This window comes from Nonomuraea aurantiaca (assembly GCF_020215705.1).
In the GTDB taxonomy this organism is placed as follows: domain Bacteria; phylum Actinomycetota; class Actinomycetes; order Streptosporangiales; family Streptosporangiaceae; genus Nonomuraea; species Nonomuraea aurantiaca.
Window position 1 is genome coordinate 166,646 of sequence record NZ_JAIWNB010000021.1, and the last position, 16,222, is coordinate 182,867.

Sequence of the window (16,222 nt, forward strand, 5' to 3'; positions counted from 1 at the left end):
CCCCTTCACTATGGTGGAACGGGCGTAAGTCATCCAGGTAGCAGTAATACCAGTATAAAGGGGCTCTCGTTACTGGTACTGGTTTGCCGCCAGACTCGATCTATGACGCAATCCGCTCCTGTCGCTCCCCCGATCCCGGCCGTACAGCCGGAGAAGGGCAAGGCCAGCGGGCTGCTCCTGGCGATCATCCTCGTAGGGCAGTTCCTGGCCATCTTGAACGTCAACATCGTCAACGTGGCCACCCCGACCATCGAGGCCGATCTGCACTCATCAGGTGCCGGGCTGCAGATGATCGTGGCGGGATACACCATCGTCTACGCCGTCTTGTTGATCACCGGCGCCCGGCTCGGCGACCTGCTCGGCTACCGCAAGGCCTTTCTCGCCGGGCTCGCCTTCTTCACGCTCACCACGCTGGGCGCGGGGCTCGCCCCCACGACCGGCACGCTGGTCGCCGCCCGGCTCGCCCAGGGCGCCGGGGCGGCGCTGATGATGCCCCAGGTCATGACGCTGATCCAGCACAACTACCAGGGCGCGGCCAGAGGCCGGGCGCTGGGCCTGTGGTCGGCGGTGGTGAGCGGCGGCATCGTGGTCGGCCAGGCGCTCGGCGGGATTCTGCTCGGGCTCGGCGCCGGCTGGCGGATCGTCTTCCTCGTGCTGGTGCCGATCGGCGCGCTGCTGTTGGTCGCGGGCCTCCGGGTGCTCCCCGCCGACCACGGCGGCGGCCAGGGCGGGCTCGACCCGTGGGGTCTGGTGAGCCTGTCGGCCGCCGTGCTGCTGTTCGTGGTGCCGCTCGTGCTGGGCAGGGACCTCGGCTGGCCGCTGTGGGGCTGGGCCTCGATGGCGCTGAGCGCGGTGGTCTTCGTGGTGTTCGTCCGCGTCGAGCGCTGGGTGACCAGCCGCGGCGGGCGCCCGCTGGTCAACGCGCGCGTGCTGCGCGCGCCCGGCATGCGGCCGGGGCTCGCCGTGCTGCTGCTCGGGCCGGCCACCTGGGGCGCGTTCCTGTTCACCTCGGCGCTGCACCTTCAGGGCGACCTGCGCCTGTCGCCGCTGGCCTCGGGCATGATGCTCGTGCCCTGCGCGCTGGCGTTCGCGCTCGTGGGGCTCTGCTGGCCGCTGCTGCCGCCCGGCCTCCAGCGCTCGCTCGTGCCCTTCGGCTACGTGGTGGCTGCGCCGGCCTACCTGGGTCTTGGGCTCGCCTCCGGAGGCGGCGTCCTGTACGCGGTCATGAGCGCGCTCATCGGCGCCGGACTCGGCGTGCAGGTCGCGGTGACCAACATGGCGACCCAGCAGGTGGACGACGTCTACGCCGCCGACGCGAGCGGGGCGCTCCTCACCGTGATGCAGCTCGGCCAGGTGATCGGGGTGTCGACCGTGGGCACGCTCTTCATCTCCCTGAGCCAGGGCGGGGGCACCGGCTCCGCCTCGATGGCGACCGCCGTGGCGCTCGCGGCGCTGGCCGTACTGGCCGGATTGAGCTCGATCTTCTTGGTACGACGCCGCTGAGACTCTTCTTGGTACGACGCCGCTGAGAGCTGCGCCAGCGCTTCTTGGTACGGCGCGGCCAAGACCTGTACCGGTCCTTTGCTTGAATCATTCAGGTTTATCGCTAGCGTGTCCGGATATGGGGGACAACGACCTAATTCGCCAGGCTGGGTTGCGGGTGACCGCGGCCCGCCTGGCGATCATGCGGACCGTGCGCGAAGGCGACCACCTCGACGTGGAAGCCGTCCACCGCGGCGTGCTCGACCGTGTGGGTCAGGTGTCCCTTCAGGCCGTCTACGACTCGCTGCACGCGCTGCACCAGGCCGGACTGCTCCGCAAGATCGAACCCATGGGCAGTCCGGCGCGCTACGAGGCCAGGGTGGGTGACAACCACCACCACCTCGTCTGCCGGCGCTGCGGCGGCATGACCGACGTCGACTGCGCGACGGGGATCGCCCCGTGTCTGGCGCCCGTCGACGCGGCCGGATTCGTCGTGGACGAAGCCGACGTCACCTTCTGGGGCGTCTGCCCGAACTGTCAACGATGATTTTCGGAGGACCGCACTGATGACGAACAGGCCTATCACCACCGACGACGCCGGCCTACCCGCGCCGAGCGACGAGCACTCGCTCTCCGTCGGCCCCAACGGCCCACTTCTTATGCAGGATCACTATCTGATCCAGAAAATGGCGCACTTCAACCGGGAACGTGTTCCCGAGCGCGTCGTACACGCGAAGGGCGGCGGCGCCCACGGCGTCATGCGGATCACCGAGGACGTCAGCCAGTTCACCAAGGCCGGCCTCTTCCAGAAGGGCAAGGAGACCCCGCTCTTCCTGCGCTTCTCGACCGTCGCCGGCGAACTCGGCAGCCCCGACACCGCCCGCGACCCGCGCGGGTTCGCGATCAAGTTCTACACCGAAGAGGGCAACTACGACCTCGTCGGCAACAACACCCCGATCTTCTTCATCCGCGACCCGCAGAAGTTCTCCGACTTCATCCACAGCCAGAAGCGCCGGGCCGACAACCACCTGCGCGACAACAACATGCAGTGGGACTTCTGGACCCTGTCGCCGGAGTCGGCGCACCAGGTCACGTTCCTCATGACCGACCGCGGCATCCCCGCCTCGTGGCGGCACATGCACGGCTTCGGCTCGCACACCTTCCTCTGGTACAACGCCGGGGGCCAGAAGTTCTGGGTGAAGTACCACTTCAGGACCGAGCAGGGCATCAAGAACTACACCGGCGAAGAGGCGGCCGCGCTGCTCGTCGACCCCGACCACCACATCCGCGACCTGCACACGGCCATCGAGGCGGGCGACCACCCCTCGTGGAAGGTGAACGTGCAGATCATGCCGTTCGAAGCCGCGGCCGACTACCGCTTCAACCCCTTCGACCTGACCAAGGTCTGGCCGCACGAGGACTACCCCGAGATCACGATCGGCACGTTCACCCTGAACCGCAACCCGCGAAACTACTTCGCGGAGGTGGAGCAGGCCGGCTTCGAGCCGTCGAACCTGGTGCCCGGCATCGGCGCCTCTCCGGACAAGATGCTGCAGGGCCGCCTGTTCTCCTACCCCGACACGCACCGCTACCGGATCGGCCCCAACTACCTGCAACTGCCGATCAACCAGCCGCGAGCCGCGGTCAACTCCTACAACTTCGACGGCCCGATGTCCTACAGGAACTCACAGGACCCCGTGTACGCCCCCAACAGCGTCAACGGCCCGGCGGCGGACCCGGCGTTGTACGACGGTGAGAACTACCAGGTGGCCGGCGAGATCATCCGGTCCGCGTACACCAAGCACGCCGAGGACGACGACTACGTCCAGCCGCGCGCCCTCTGGGAGAACGTGCTGTCCGAAACGGACCGCGCGCACCTGGTGAGCAACATCGTCGGGCACGCCTCGGCCCCCGAGGTCACCTCGGAGATGAAGCAGCGCGTCGTGGAGTACTGGAACAACATCCACAAGGACCTCGGCCAGGGTGTCTCCCACGGCCTCGGCCTCTCCTGACGCCGTACGCGAAACGGCCCGCGCCGATGTTCTCGTGGCGCGGGCCGTTCCCGTCGTGGGCGGTCCAAATGGAGGGCAGAGGGCTCTTCGGCAGGAGTCGTCAGACCGTACTCCGCGGTTGAGGACCGATCCTCTGCTTCGAACCGGGTGTGGCTGGTTGATCTTCAAGGCGGTTCGGGCCAAGATATGAAGATCTTCGGATCTCGCGTACAAGGTCGAGCTGGAGTGCGTGGCGGCCCTGATGGTGTTGTGCTAGCAACCTGCCAGGGCCGTTTTTCATGAAGCGGTAGCGGCAAGCGAGTTCAGGTCGAACTCGCCGTCACGGACCCCGGCCGTGAAGGCGGCCCATTCACTCGGCGTGAAGACCAGAACGGGGCCGTCCTGCTCCTTGCCGTCTCGCAAAGCGACGTTTCCGTCGGCAAGGGGCGCGACTTCGACGCAGCTGCTCGCGCCGTTGCAGAAGCTGCTCTTCTGCCAGGTCGCTACCACGGGATCGATGTACATTTTCTCCCCAAACGGGCGAAAGGGGCACCATTGCCCCTTGTTATGATCTTTGTCGCTAGCCTCGCCACATCATCGCCTTGCGCTGGATGAGGACACGTGACTCGTCCTCGTCAAGCGCTTGGGACTTGATGTAGTCGAAGGCCGTCTCATATCCAGCCACACGTTCGAGATCCTCGACGAAGTTGGCCGTGTAGAGCTGCTCCAGGTATACAACATCGTCGAATTCCGCGAACTTCAGGTGGATGAACGCCCCCGTGTTGACGGGGTGCAGCGCATCCGTCGCCAGCACCTGCACGCTGACGTGCGGCAACAGCGACATCTCCAGGAGATGCTCCATCTGCGCACGCATGACCGAGGGCTCACCGAAACGACGCATCAGCGCCGGCTCGTCGATCACGAAACGTAGCTGGGACGGCTGCGGGCGGTGCAACACCCGCTGCTGCCGATCCAGGCGCGCCTCGACCCGGCTCCGGACACCGCTGTGCGTGATCCGTGAGATGCCACGGACGGAGAGGACGACCTCCCGTGCGTAGTCCTCAGTCTGGAGGAGACCAGGCACGATCTGGGGTTCCCAGTTGCGCTGGAATGTCGCCTCCGCTTCCAGCCCGAGGAATCTTGTGTATTCCTCCGGGAGGGCGTCTTCGTAATCTTCCCACCACCCACGCTGATCCGCATCCCTCAGCAGGGCGAAGAGTTCGTCACGTTTCTCACTGTCGATCTTGTAGAGCTCTGCCATTGCCTTGATGTCCTCGGCACTTGGCATCGTCTTGGCCGCTTCGATCCGGCTGATCTTGCTGGGACTCCAGCCCAGATCGCTGGCCACCCTGGCCCCCGTCAGCTTCTTTCGTTCGCGGAGGAGGCGTAGCTCTTGACCGAGTCTGAGCCTGCGAACAGTCGGACTGCCCTGCTGCGATGGCACCGTCCACTCTCCTCGTCGGGAATGAAGGTGAAGGTGTAACGGGGGAAGGCCACTTAGCCGTTCGGTCAATCTTACACTGCAACTTGCATGAGTACTGCCGCTGAGGCTTGCCGTAAGGGTTTCACGGAGTGAGCGTAAGGGGCAAGAGGGAGCCCAATCCCGAGGGGAAGAGGCTCCCCCCACCTGCTCTTGACCCAGGGCACCTGACAGTTGCCGTGCAAGTTGCACCCACAGATGCACCCAAAATATCAAGCAAGGACCAAGAAAACTAAATCTTCTCTTGCTGAATGTATTGCACCCGGCCCATCCGGGAGAGACGATCGAGCTCTGGAAGGTAACCGACGGATGGGGGCCGAGATGACGACACGGCCTACCACACCGGGCCTACCGCTCTTTATCGCTGGCGGCCACGCGGGCCGCACCTCCGGCAACGTCGCCGTCCCGGACTTGAATCTCTGCCCCAGGGAGGCCGCTTGCCGGAAGGACCCCGCACGCATCTGACTGACCACCGCGAATGTCGCTCATTCGAGCATGGAGAAACGCCAAGAAGCCGGACCCAGGCTGACCACCTATTAGCCGCTCAAAAGGGCTGCCACCCTGCGGCGACACCGGTCATCAGCCTGCGATCCGGCGAAAGAACCCACCTCGAGTAATGCCGCGAAAGAGGTGTTCCATGTACTCACAAGGTACCAAGGGACTCAGCCGAATCAAGACCCGGATCCGGGAACTCATGGCATGGGCGGATCGAGAGATCTGCATGGAGCCGGATGAGTTCGCCTACCGGCGCGGCTGGACCGTCGCCAAGACCGGATTCGGCGCCCGTCGCTACCGCGACCCCCGATTCGACCAGCTCACGATCCCCTCCCGAATCGCCGAGGAGGTGTCCTGAGATGTCGAGGAACCCGCGTAACCAGATCTACCCCGCCAACGAGGACCTGCCGCCCGCCCGTACCGGGCTGCCGGCCAGGCTCTGGCGGATCCGTACCGAGTTGCTGCTGATCGGAGCGCTCGGCCTGGTGGTGCTGACCCTGCTGGGCGCCACCCAGCAGGGCCGGTGGTGGCCGTTCATCATGCTGACCAGCGCGATCTCCGCGCCCGCGGTGACCAGGACCGGCCGCAACTGGGTGGCGGCGCACTTCTGGTGCGTGGCGTCCCGGCACCGGCTGCAGAAGACCTGCCTGGAGACCACCATGCACACCCGCGCGGGCCGGATCCCGCTGGTGTTGTGGATCACGCCCACACGTACGGGCGAGAAGGCCCTGGTGATGACCAGGGCGGGCATCTCCGCCGCGGAGTTCGAGGCTTACGCCGAGGAGATCGCGGCGGCGTGCTGGGCCAGGAGCGCCAACGTCTACCGGCACCGCAAATGGGCGCACCTGCTGATCGTGGAGATCGTCCGGCGTGACGAGCTGCCCGGCGCCGCCTCCCCCGGACTCGACCGGCTCTACGGCCGCTCCTGGGCCTCTCTGAGGACCGACCTCGAGGAGCCCCCTGATCTGGCCAGGCCGTTCGCCCTGCCGCAGGTCGGCTGACGATCTGCCGATGACCTGGAGAGTGGCGGCTCGGGCCTGGGCCGAACGCTCTCCAGTGCAAGCCCCGGAGACCGCGGGGGCTCCGGGGCTTCCCCATGGGTGCCGTACGAGCCAAGATGAGTTCAACCGACGAACTCAGGAGCCGTGATGACGTCGACCGTTCACCGGACCTGTCCCCTGTGCGAGGCCGTGTGCGGCCTGACACTCACCCTCGACGAGGGCGGGCACGTGACGAGCGTGCGGGGCGACAAGGACGACCCGTTCAGCAAGGCCTTCATCTGCCCCAAGGGCGCCAGCCTGGGCCGCCTGGACGAGGACCCCGACCGGCTGCGCAAGCCGCTGATCAGGGAGGGCGAGCTCTGGCGCGAGGTCGGCTGGGACGAGGCGTTCGCCGCCGTCAAGCAGGGCCTCGACCAGGTCACGGAGCGGCACGGCCGCCAGTCGGTCGGCGTCTATCTCGGCAACCCCAACGTGCACAACATGGCGGGCCAGCTCTACGGCACGCCGCTGCTCAAGTCCCTCGGCACCCGCAACATCTTCTCGGCCAGCACCGCCGACCAGATGCCCAAGCACGTCGCCAGCGGGCTGATGTTCGGCCATCCGCTCGCCGTCCCGGTGCCGGACCTCGACCGGACCGACTACCTGCTCATGCTGGGCGCCAACCCGCTGGAGTCCAACGGCTCGCTGTGCACCGCGCCCGACTTCCCCGGCCGGCTCAAGGCGCTGCGCGCCCGCGGCGGCCGGCTCGTCGTGGTCGACCCCCGCCGCACCAGGACCGCCGGACTGGCCGACGAGCACGTGTTCGTACGGCCGGGCACCGACGCCTACCTGCTCTTCGGGATCGCGCACACGCTCCTCGCCGAGGACCTGACCACGGTGTCCCACGAGGTCAACGGCCTGGACGAATTACGCGAGGCGGCCAAGCACTTCCCGCCCGAGGTGGTGTCCCGCCGCACCGGCGTGCCCGCCGAGGTGATCGTCCGGCTGGCCAGGGAGCTGGCGGCGGCCAGGACGGCGGCCGTCTACGCCAGGATCGGCACGTGTACGGCCGAGTTCGGCACGCTGGCCCAATGGCTGGTGGACGTGCTCAACGTGCTGACCGGCAACCTCGACCGGCCCGGCGGCGCGATGTTCGCCAAGCCCGCCACCGAGTTCGGCCTGGGCCGCCGGCCCTACACGGTGGGCCGGTGGAAGAGCCGGGTCAGGGGCCTGCCCGAGGCCAACGGCGAGTTGCCGGTCGCCACGCTCGCCGACGAGATCGAGACGCCCGGCGACGGGCAGGTCCGGTTCCTCCTCACCGTGGCGGGCAATCCGGTGCTCTCCGCGCCGCACGGCCCCCGGCTCGACGCGGCCTTCGGGCGGCTCGACTTCATGGTCAGCGTCGACCCCTATCTCAACGAGACCACCAAGCACGCGCACGTCATCCTGCCGCCGCCGCGCGCCCTCCAGTCGGGGCACTACGACTTCGCCCTGCTCAACTTCGCGGTGCGCAACTACACCCGCTACTCGCCGCCGTCGCTGCCCCTGGACGGGCAGCCGTCGGAGGCGCAGATCCTGGCCAGGCTGACCATGATCGCCTCCGGGCAGGAGGGCGATCTCGATGAGTTCGTCCTCGACCAGATGCTGCGCAAGGCGGTCGACCTGCCGGGCTCGGGCGTGGAAGGGCGCGACGTGGCCGAGCTGCGGGCCGCGCTCGAAGGCGATTGCGGGGCCGAGCGCCGGCTCGACCTGATGCTCAAGCTTGGCCCGTACGGAAAGTGGGCGGGCAAGGGCGACCTGTCGCTGCGCAAGCTGCTCGACAACCCGCACGGGCTGGACCTCGGCCCGCTGGAGCCCCGGCTGGGCGAGGTGCTGAGGACCGCCTCCGGGGTGATCGAGCTCGCGCCGCCGCAGCTCATCGAGGACGTGGAGCGGCTGCGCGGCGGGCTGGAGCAGGAGCCGCCGGAGATCGTCCTGATCGGGCGGCGCCACCTGCGCTCCAACAACAGCTGGCTGCACAACGTGGGCTCGCTGGTCGGCGGCAGCAACACCTGCACGCTCCAGATCAACCCGGCCGACGTGGCCAGGCTCGGACTGGACGGGGAGGCCCTGGTCCGCTCGGCCACGGGAGAGCTCAGGGTGCCGCTCGAACCCACCGACACCATCATGCCCGGCGTGGTCAGCCTGCCCCACGGCTGGGGACACGCGGGCAGCGCTCAGCTGGTCGCCGCCGAGCACGCGGGGGTCAGCGCGAATGTGCTGACCGATGAGTCGGCAATAGACGTTCCGTCGGGAAATGCCGTGTTCAATGGGGTTCCGGTGACGATTTTGCCAACCGGGGTGATCACCGCACATTAAGGTGTCGCGCGTGACTATCGCACCAGAAGAGGACCGCCTGACCGCCCAGATCGCCTTCGCCGTCGAGATCGACAAGTTGAAGCGGATCATCCGCCGCAACCATCTCATGGACGGCTCACGGCGAGAGAACGACGCAGAGCACTCCTGGTACGTAGGCATGCTGGCCATGGTCCTGGGCGAGCACGCGCCACCCGGGACGGACATCCAGCGGGTGGTGTCCATGCTGCTCGTGCACGACCTGGTCGAGATCGACGCCGGTGACACCTTCATCTATGACACGGCCGCGGTGGCCGCCCAGCCCGACGCGGAGCGGGCCGCCGCGGACCGCATCTTCGCGCTGCTCCCGGGCGAGCAGGGGGCGGCGATGCGGGCGCTCTGGGACGAGTTCGAGGCCCGGGAGACGCCGGAGGCGAAGTTCGCCCGAGCGCTCGACCGCTTCGCGCCGATCCTGGCCAACCACCACACCGAGGGCGGCACCTGGCCGCTGTTCAAGGTGACGGCCGCGCAGGTCAAGGAGAAGGTACGGCTCATCGAGGACGGCTCGCCGTCGCTCGGGGCGTACGCGCTCGAGCTGGTCGAGCTCTCCATCGCCAGGGGACACCTGTCCGAGTGATGCCCTTATGGCCGGGGTAGGGGACATGTCGTGAAAGAGAAAGTACGAGCGAGAAGGCGGCAGTCGCGGCGTTTCGTAGGGCCGGTCGCCCTGGCTGACCGGCTCGAGAGGTCCAAAGTCATGGACCAGCCGATCCGGGTGCTGGCCAAGGCCATACGCGACGGGATCCGGCCGGGACGGCTGCGCGACTGGCTGCACGGCGTGCCCACGGGCAAACCGCTGCACCCGCCGCTCGCCACCTTCAGCCTGGGCTGCTGGATGTCCACCGCGGTGCTCGACTGGACCAACGCCGAGCCCCGGGCCGCGCGGCTGCTGCTGGCCACGGGCCTCGGCAGCGCGCTGCCCACCGCGGCCGCCGGCCTGACCGACTGGTCGTCTCTCCATCGCGAGCAGCAGCGGGTCGGGTTCGTCCACATGCTGTCGAACGTGACCGCGCTGGGCTTCTTCTCCGCCTCGCTCATGGCCAGGCTGCGCGGGAACGAGCGCACCGGCAAGATGCTGACCGTCGCCGGTCTGAGCGTCGGCGGTCTCGGCGCCTACCTGGGCGGGAACCTGGCTTACCGGCAGGCGGCGGGCGCCAACCATGCGCCCCAGGTCACCCATCTCGTGCCGCTGGGCTGGCACGACCTCTGCCTGGTCAACGACCTGCCGCCGGACCGTCCCGTGTCGCGGCGGCTCGGCTACATCCAGCTCTTCGTCCTGCGGCACAGCTCGGGCGTCACCGTGCTCGCCGACCGGTGCTCGCACCTCGCGGGCCCGCTCCACCAAGGCCGGCTCGTCGTGGAGAACGGCGATCCGTGCGTGGTCTGCCCCTGGCACGGCAGCACGTTCCGGCTGGCGGACGGCTCCGTCAAGCACGGTCCCGCGACCGCGCCGGCGCCCACCTTCGAAACCCGGATCCGCAGCGACGGCACGCTCCAGGTACGGCCGAGCTTGACCTGACCGGCTCCCGCTACGGCCGCGCTTGACCTGAACATTGGTTGAAGTTCTACGGTCCGTCCATGAGCAGAATTCTGGTGACCGGCGCGACCGGCAACGTAGGCAAGCACGTGGTCTCCCAGCTGGCCGAGGCGGGCCTCCAGGTCCGCGCCCTGGTCCGCGACCCGGGCCGCGCGAAACTCCCCGAAGGGGTCGAGGTGGTCAAAGGCGACCTGTCCGTCCCCGAGACCCTGGAACCGGCGCTGAAGGACGTCGAGTCCGTCTTCCTGATCTGGCCCGGCTTCGCCGCCGAGACCGCCCGGGACGTGGTGCAGGCCATCGCCGCCCACGCGCGCCGCGTCGTCTACCTGTCGGCCGACGTCGAGGATCTGGCCGACGGCGAGGAGGCGACCCTCTTCCACCAGGAGGTGGAACGGCTGATCAGGCACACCGATCTGAGCTGGACGTTCCTGCGGCCGGTCGGTTTCGCGGCCAACACGCTCGGCTGGGCCGACCAGGTCAGGGAGGGCGTGGTGCGCTGGCCGTTCGGGGAGGCGCGCAGGTCGCTGATCCACGAGAAGGACATCGCGGCCGTGGCCACGCACGTGCTCACCTCGGCCGGGCACGGCGGGGCCAAGTACGTCCTCAGCGGGCCCGAGCAGCTGTCACAGGCCGAGCAGGCGCGGATCATCGGCGAGGCGGTCGGGCGGGAGGTCCGGTGGGCGGAACTGCCGCCGGCCGTCGCCCGCGAGCAGCTGCTGGCCGCGTGGGGCGACGCCCGGTTCGTCGACGGCGCGCTCGCGGGCTGGGGCGCGTTCGTGGACACGCCGGAGCGGGTCACGGACACGGTCCCGAAACTGCTCGGCCGGCCCGCGCTGACGTTCCGGGAGTGGGCTGCCGACCACGCGGCCGACTTCCGCTGACGTTCCGGGAGTGGGCTGCCGACCACGCAGCCGACTTCGCTGACGCTCCGGAGTGGGTCGCCGACCACGCGGGCGACTTCCGCTGCCGTCGCCCGCCTGAGCCCGCCGACTCCCGCCCTTCCGCTCCCCCCGACGGGGGCCGCCTTCGCCCTCTCCCCGAAGGGGGCATCCCCCAAGGGACGCCGGCCACCGCGGACCGTCACAGGACCGCGGCGGGTCAGCTCTCGTCGGCCGGGTGTTCCACCAGGGCCAGGATGCGGCTGGACATGAATCGCGCCGTACGTACCGCGGTGCCGCTCCTGGTCACCTCACTGACCTCGACCAGCCCCCGCCGCGTGGCCACCTCGACGCGGCGGCCCGCGCGGGTGGCGACGATCTCGTAGGTGCGCGGGGATGAATCGCCCGCGTCGATGACGATCTCCACCCGATCACCCTTCATGTACGGATTTATACCCAGAATGCCCGGTATTTATCCGTACACCAGTTTGATAATCGCCACAATTCCCACACAAACGATGATCCCCCGCAGGACCGGAGCGGGGATGCGGCGCCCGACCTTGGCCCCGACGAACCCGCCCACCGTGGCCCCCAGCGCCACCGCCAGCACCGCCCACCAGTCCACGTGGGCGATGAAGACGAACAGCACGGCCGCGGTGCCGTTGACGATCAGGGAGAGCACGTTCTTGGCCGCGTTCACCCGCTGCAGGGGTTCGGTCAGGAAGCTGCCGAGCAGCCCGATCAGCAGCACGCCCTGGGCCGCGCCGAAGTAGCCGCCGTAGATCCCCGCCCCCACCACGCCGAGCCAGAGCAGCAGACCGCCGTGGGGATCGTCGTTCTGGCGCCGGGCCGACAGCCAGCCGTTGAGCTTGGGCTGCACCACGACCAGTACGCAGGCCAGCCCGATCAGCACCGGGACCACGACCTGGAAGACCCTCGGGTCGAGGAACAGCAGCAGGATCCCGCCGATCAGCGAGCCGATCGCCGAGGCGGGCCCGAGGCGCAGCAGCCGCTCGCGCTGCCCGGCGAGCTCGGCGCGGTAGCCGTACGCGCCGGTGAAGGAGCCGGGCACCAGGCCGATGTTGTTGGAGACGTTCGCCACGACCGGGTCGACGCCGATGGCCACGAGCGTGGGGAAGGTGATCAGCGAGCCCGATCCGACCACCGCGTTGATGGCTCCGGCCGCGACCCCGGCCGCGAACACCGCGACCGCCTCCCACACTGTCATCCGACAGAGCTTAGAGGCGGGCCCTTTCCCGGCTACAGGTCGGGGTCGTCCTTGGGCGGCGAGAAGAGACCGCCCAGATTCTCCAGCGCCCGGCCCATCTCCGACGGGACGATCCAGATCTTGTTGGCGTCGCCCTTGGCGATCTCCGGGAGCATCTGCAGGTATTGGTAGGCGAGCAGCCGCTGGTCCGGTTTGCCCTCGTGGATGGCCTTGAACACCATCCCGATCGCGTCGGCCTGCCCCTTGGCCCGCATCGCCTGAGCCTCGGCCTCCGCCTGGGCGCGCAGCACGGCCGCCTCCGCCTCGCCACGGGCGCGCAGGACCGCCGCCTGCTGCTCGCCCTCGGCCGTCAGGATGGCCGCCTGCCGCTGACCCTCCGCGGCCAGCACCGCGGCCCGCTTGTCGCGGTCGGCGCGCATCTGCTTCTCCATCGAGTCCTGGATGGAGGACGGCGGGTCGATGGCCTTGAGCTCGACCCGGTTGACCCGGATGCCCCACTTGCCGGTCGCCTCGTCCAGCACGCCGCGCAGCTCGGTGTTGATCTCCTCGCGGGAGGTCAGCGTGCTCTCCAGGTCCATGCCGCCGACCACGTTACGCAGCGTGGTGACGGTCAGCTGCTCGACGCCGACCAGGAAGTTCGCGATCTCGTACGTGGCCGCCTTCGGATTGGTCACCTGGAAGTAGATGACGGTGTCGATCGAGACCACCAGGTTGTCGGAGGTGATCACCGGCTGCGGCGGGAACGAGACGACCTGCTCGCGGAGGTCGATCAGATCCTTGATCCGGTCGACGAACGGCACCACCAGGTTGAGCCCCGGCTTCAGCGTGCGGTGATAGCGGCCGAGCCGCTCGATGATCGCCGCGGTCGCCTGGGGGATGATGCGGACCGTCCGCGTCACCCCGAACCCCACCGCCGCGACCACGACGATGGCGACGATGAGCTGCTCCGTGGACATGCCAACGCTCCGAGGCCGAGGGGATCGCCTCCGTAGATGCTACTGGCCGTTCAGGGGATTGACGCGATCTAGTGCGCGCGGGCGTACCAACGTCCTTCGGCGCTGCGGTCGAGCGTCAGTGGCACCCCGAACGTCTGCGACAGGTTGTCGGCCGTCATCACGTGCTCCAGCGGCCCCTGGGCCACGACCGAGCCGTGCTTGAGCAGCAGCCCGTGGGTGAACCCGTTGGGCACCTCCTCCACGTGATGCGTGACCAGCACCAGCGTGGGTGAGCGGAGGTCGTTGGCGAGCACCGACAGCCGGCGTACGAGGTCCTCCCGGCCGCCCAGGTCGAGGCCGGCCGCCGGCTCGTCCAGCAGCAGCATCTCGGGGTCGGGCATGAGCGCGCGGGCGATCTGCACCCGTTTACGCTCGCCCTCGGACAGGGTGCCGAACCTGCGCCTGATCAGATGCGCGGCGCCCATCATGTCGATCAGCTCGACGGCCCTGGTGACATCGTTGGAGTCGTATTCCTCGGTCCAGCGGCCCATGATCGCGTAGGACGCCGTCAGGACCAGGTCGATGACCTTCTCCTCCGGCGGAATGCGCTCGGCCAGCGCGGCGCTCGCCAGGCCGATGCGGGGCCGCAGGTCGAAGACGTCGGCCTGACCCAGCCGCTCGCCGAGCACCTCCACGATCCCCTCGCTCGGATAGAGCAGCGTCGCCGCGACCTGCAACAAGGTCGTCTTGCCTGCCCCGTTCGGCCCGATGACGACCCAGCGCTCGTCCTCGTTGACCGTCCAGTCGATGCCGCGCAACAGGGCTGCTCCGTCGCGCCGGACGGCGACGTCCTGGAGCCGCAGCACCTGACCACCCATCCCCGTATCCCTCCTTTAGGAGTAACGCTCGGGACAAACCTATTGCAGGGCGAGCGCATATCGTGGATCGGTGCGCCCTGAATCACCTGTCTCCCCTCCGCTGGTCGCCTGGGGCAACGCCTGGCTCGCCGGTCACGTCGGTCTCGACGAGGCCGTGGACCGGGTCGAAGCCGCCGCAGGTCCCGCCGTCGTGGGCCCCGCCGAGGTGCCCGGCTCCCCCGCCGTCGCCGTAGGTCCCGTCGTGGGCGACGTGCCGTTGCGTGCCTACTTCGCCGACCTGCGATCCGACGGGCTGACCGAGCTCCGGCTCGCGCTGCCCGCGCCCGGCGACCCGCTCGGGCTCTCCGGGCCGCCCGCCTTCAACGCGGCCGCGGTGGAGGCCGGTCAGGCGGTCATCGCGGTGCTCTCCGGCCGGTGCCTCGGGCTGGTGCCCTCGCCTGACCTGCGCGGATCGTCCTATGTGGGGGTACGGCTGGCCGTACACACCTCGGGGCCCGTACGCCTGGACCTGCCTTCGGTGGCCGAGGCGGAGCGGGAGCTGTCGATCGCGATGCGGTCGGCGACGGAAGCGCTGGCCTCGGTCGACGGACCCGCACCCGAGCGGCCCGACCGGCTGGGGCGGCTCGGCGGCGAGCTGGCCCCCGGCTATCCGGGACGGGCGCACCGCGTCTCCACCCTGGCCACGCGGCTGGCCGCGGTGCTGCGGGTGGCCGACGAGCGAGGGCTCACCTCAGGCCAGCTCGCGGCGAGCGGCGAGGCCCTGCGGGAGCTCGACCGCGCGGTACGCCGCGCGCTCGTAGCCGCGCACCACTCCATCTTCGAGCCGGTCAGACCGTGATCCTTCCGGATGAATCCATGATCCTTCCGGATGAATACGGTCAGGCCGCGGCGGTGAGTTCTCTCGCGCGGGACCTCCTGAGGTAGACCGCGAAGGCGCCCGCGCACAGGACGGCCAGCAGGAGCGTGGTCGGCAGGCCGGTGAACGGTCCGGCCAGCGCCGCCTCCCCGGCCAGCGGGCTCGCCTTCGGCTGGCTCAGCAGGAACACGGCCATGTCCGGCAGCCGCTGCCCCGGCACCACCACCACGAAGGCGTAACTGGCCAGCCAGAGCGGCGTCGCGTGGAACGCCATGGCCGCCCACAGACCGCGCCCGGTCAGCGTGAGCAGTGCCGCCAGCACCGACCAGAGCACCAGGTTGGTCGCCAGCACCCAATGGAAGGTGTGCAGCGGCGCGATCAGCATCAGCGGCCCGACGAAATGGAAGAGCGCGAACGCGGCGGACGACACGGCGATGCCCGCGGGCACACCCCACCGCGCCCCGGCGCTCTGCAGGATCCATCCCCGGTAGAGGATCTCCTCGATGGCGATCATGATGACCCTGGCCAGGTAGGCCACAGGCAGCAGGTAGAGCAGGGCGGAGTTCCACCGCGATCCGTCCACGCGCAGGTTGCCCGTGGCGTACTGCAGGGCCAGCCAGCCGGCGATGAAGGCCGCGCCCAGCCCGAAGCCGATCAGGTGCCGCCGCCAGGCGCCGCGGCCCCAGGTGAGGCCGAGCGAGACGAACGGCCGCTTCTCGTAGAAGCGTGTCCAGAGCCACAGCAGCGCGAAGATGGGCGCGTGCCCGAGCACGACCGACAGGAGCAGCACGGCCGCGAGCACCGGACCCTGCGGCGTACCGGGGAGGAGGCTGCCGAGGAGCGGCGTGAGCGCCATTCCCATGACCACCCCCGCGGCGTAGATCAACTGCGCCAGCACGACCGCCACCAGCGGATGGGTGGTGCGTTTCCCGGCCGTCACGGCATTGATGAAAGCGTTGTCCATATGGCCGAACGTAAGGATCGGCGGAGCCGGGCGAATCATGCGCGAGACCGATCACGGCCTGTCTTCGTATGTGTCGCAGGTCATGTTCGGTCGCCGACCCCGAGGGCTTCGCCGTCCCCGCTGT

At 68.9% G+C, this 16,222-nt stretch carries 17 protein-coding genes; 10 read left to right on the top strand and 7 right to left on the bottom strand.

Annotated elements, in window-relative coordinates:
- Positions 1-102 precede the first annotated feature (102 nt).
- From LDL49_RS38665 to LDL49_RS38675, 3 genes are all read left to right on the top strand, one after another.
- A complete protein-coding gene (locus LDL49_RS38665) occupies positions 103-1,503 on the top strand; it encodes an MFS transporter (RefSeq protein WP_225299032.1) in 1,401 nt (466 codons plus the stop codon).
- 118 nt (positions 1,504-1,621) lie between these two features.
- Positions 1,622-2,029 (top strand): Fur family transcriptional regulator, encoded by a 408-nt coding sequence (locus tag LDL49_RS38670; protein ID WP_225299034.1) that lies wholly within the window; start codon positions 1,622-1,624, stop codon positions 2,027-2,029.
- Positions 2,030-2,048: 19 nt separating this feature from the next.
- Positions 2,049-3,494 (top strand): catalase, encoded by a 1,446-nt coding sequence (locus LDL49_RS38675; RefSeq protein WP_225299036.1) that lies wholly within the window; start codon positions 2,049-2,051, stop codon positions 3,492-3,494.
- A 276-nt stretch (positions 3,495-3,770) separates the two neighbouring features.
- Here the strand turns inward: LDL49_RS38675 and LDL49_RS38680 are convergent, their stop codons facing one another.
- Both LDL49_RS38680 and LDL49_RS38685 read right to left on the bottom strand, forming a co-directional pair.
- Complete coding sequence (locus tag LDL49_RS38680; protein ID WP_225299038.1) at positions 3,771-3,998, bottom strand: DUF397 domain-containing protein; 228 nt, start codon at positions 3,996-3,998, stop codon at positions 3,771-3,773.
- 55 nt (positions 3,999-4,053) lie between these two features.
- Positions 4,054-4,917, bottom strand: a complete 864-nt coding sequence (locus LDL49_RS38685) for a helix-turn-helix domain-containing protein (protein WP_225299040.1) — start codon at positions 4,915-4,917, stop codon at positions 4,054-4,056.
- A gap of 673 nt (positions 4,918-5,590) precedes the next feature.
- Here LDL49_RS38685 and LDL49_RS38690 point away from each other — a divergent pair.
- The 6 genes from LDL49_RS38690 (at position 5,591) to LDL49_RS38715 (ending at position 11,240) form a co-directional block, all read left to right on the top strand.
- Entirely contained in the window at positions 5,591-5,806 is a 216-nt protein-coding gene (locus LDL49_RS38690) for a hypothetical protein (RefSeq protein WP_225299041.1), read from the top strand.
- Between the two features lies 1 nt (position 5,807).
- Entirely contained in the window at positions 5,808-6,449 is a 642-nt protein-coding gene (locus LDL49_RS38695; RefSeq protein WP_225299043.1) for a hypothetical protein, read from the top strand.
- 147 nt (positions 6,450-6,596) lie between these two features.
- Complete coding sequence (locus LDL49_RS38700; protein ID WP_225299045.1) at positions 6,597-8,786, top strand: molybdopterin-dependent oxidoreductase; 2,190 nt, start codon at positions 6,597-6,599, stop codon at positions 8,784-8,786.
- A 1-nt stretch (position 8,787) separates the two neighbouring features.
- Complete coding sequence (locus tag LDL49_RS38705) at positions 8,788-9,399, top strand: HD domain-containing protein (protein WP_225299047.1); 612 nt, start codon at positions 8,788-8,790, stop codon at positions 9,397-9,399.
- A gap of 120 nt (positions 9,400-9,519) precedes the next feature.
- Complete coding sequence (locus tag LDL49_RS38710; protein ID WP_225299049.1) at positions 9,520-10,341, top strand: Rieske (2Fe-2S) protein; 822 nt, start codon at positions 9,520-9,522, stop codon at positions 10,339-10,341.
- A 59-nt stretch (positions 10,342-10,400) separates the two neighbouring features.
- The gene (locus LDL49_RS38715) at positions 10,401-11,240 is read left to right on the top strand and encodes an NmrA family NAD(P)-binding protein (RefSeq protein WP_225299051.1); all 840 of its coding nucleotides are present in this window, start codon (positions 10,401-10,403) and stop codon (positions 11,238-11,240) included.
- Between the two features lie 217 nt (positions 11,241-11,457).
- Here LDL49_RS38715 and LDL49_RS38720 read toward each other — a convergent pair whose 3' ends face one another.
- The 4 genes from LDL49_RS38720 to LDL49_RS38735 form a co-directional block, all read right to left on the bottom strand.
- Positions 11,458-11,679, bottom strand: coding sequence for a DUF8836 family protein (locus tag LDL49_RS38720; protein WP_225299053.1), 222 nt, complete (start codon positions 11,677-11,679; stop codon positions 11,458-11,460).
- Between the two features lie 30 nt (positions 11,680-11,709).
- A complete protein-coding gene (locus LDL49_RS38725) occupies positions 11,710-12,465 on the bottom strand; it encodes a sulfite exporter TauE/SafE family protein (protein WP_225299055.1) in 756 nt (251 codons plus the stop codon).
- Positions 12,466-12,497: 32 nt separating this feature from the next.
- On the bottom strand, positions 12,498-13,421 hold the full coding sequence (locus tag LDL49_RS38730) for an SPFH domain-containing protein (protein WP_225299057.1): 924 nt from the start codon (positions 13,419-13,421) through the stop codon (positions 12,498-12,500).
- Between the two features lie 68 nt (positions 13,422-13,489).
- On the bottom strand, positions 13,490-14,278 hold the full coding sequence (locus tag LDL49_RS38735; RefSeq protein ID WP_225299059.1) for an ABC transporter ATP-binding protein: 789 nt from the start codon (positions 14,276-14,278) through the stop codon (positions 13,490-13,492).
- Positions 14,279-14,348: 70 nt separating this feature from the next.
- On the opposite strand from LDL49_RS38735, the gene LDL49_RS38740 reads away from it, so the two are divergent.
- Entirely contained in the window at positions 14,349-15,116 is a 768-nt protein-coding gene (locus LDL49_RS38740) for an Rv1486c family protein (RefSeq protein ID WP_225299061.1), read from the top strand.
- A gap of 40 nt (positions 15,117-15,156) precedes the next feature.
- Here LDL49_RS38740 and LDL49_RS38745 read toward each other — a convergent pair whose 3' ends face one another.
- The gene (locus tag LDL49_RS38745; RefSeq protein ID WP_225299063.1) at positions 15,157-16,098 is read right to left on the bottom strand and encodes a CPBP family intramembrane glutamic endopeptidase; all 942 of its coding nucleotides are present in this window, start codon (positions 16,096-16,098) and stop codon (positions 15,157-15,159) included.
- Positions 16,099-16,222: the final 124 nt, after the last annotated feature.

Excerpts from the sequence above, each read along its gene's own strand:
- LDL49_RS38665 (WP_225299032.1), top strand. The coding sequence starts at position 103 with ATGACGCAATCCGCTCCTGTCGCTCCCCCGATCCCGGCCGTACAGCCG.
- LDL49_RS38670 (WP_225299034.1), top strand. The coding sequence starts at position 1,622 with ATGGGGGACAACGACCTAATTCGCCAGGCTGGGTTGCGGGTGACCGCG.
- LDL49_RS38675 (WP_225299036.1), top strand. The coding sequence starts at position 2,049 with ATGACGAACAGGCCTATCACCACCGACGACGCCGGCCTACCCGCGCCG.
- LDL49_RS38680 (WP_225299038.1), bottom strand. The coding sequence starts at position 3,998 with ATGTACATCGATCCCGTGGTAGCGACCTGGCAGAAGAGCAGCTTCTGC.
- LDL49_RS38690 (WP_225299041.1), top strand. The coding sequence starts at position 5,591 with ATGTACTCACAAGGTACCAAGGGACTCAGCCGAATCAAGACCCGGATC.
- LDL49_RS38695 (WP_225299043.1), top strand. The coding sequence starts at position 5,808 with ATGTCGAGGAACCCGCGTAACCAGATCTACCCCGCCAACGAGGACCTG.
- LDL49_RS38700 (WP_225299045.1), top strand. The coding sequence starts at position 6,597 with ATGACGTCGACCGTTCACCGGACCTGTCCCCTGTGCGAGGCCGTGTGC.
- LDL49_RS38710 (WP_225299049.1), top strand. The coding sequence starts at position 9,520 with ATGGACCAGCCGATCCGGGTGCTGGCCAAGGCCATACGCGACGGGATC.
- LDL49_RS38715 (WP_225299051.1), top strand. The coding sequence starts at position 10,401 with ATGAGCAGAATTCTGGTGACCGGCGCGACCGGCAACGTAGGCAAGCAC.
- LDL49_RS38720 (WP_225299053.1), bottom strand. The coding sequence starts at position 11,679 with ATGAAGGGTGATCGGGTGGAGATCGTCATCGACGCGGGCGATTCATCC.
- LDL49_RS38725 (WP_225299055.1), bottom strand. The coding sequence starts at position 12,465 with ATGACAGTGTGGGAGGCGGTCGCGGTGTTCGCGGCCGGGGTCGCGGCC.
- LDL49_RS38730 (WP_225299057.1), bottom strand. The coding sequence starts at position 13,421 with ATGTCCACGGAGCAGCTCATCGTCGCCATCGTCGTGGTCGCGGCGGTG.
- LDL49_RS38735 (WP_225299059.1), bottom strand. The coding sequence starts at position 14,278 with ATGGGTGGTCAGGTGCTGCGGCTCCAGGACGTCGCCGTCCGGCGCGAC.
- LDL49_RS38745 (WP_225299063.1), bottom strand. The coding sequence starts at position 16,098 with ATGGACAACGCTTTCATCAATGCCGTGACGGCCGGGAAACGCACCACC.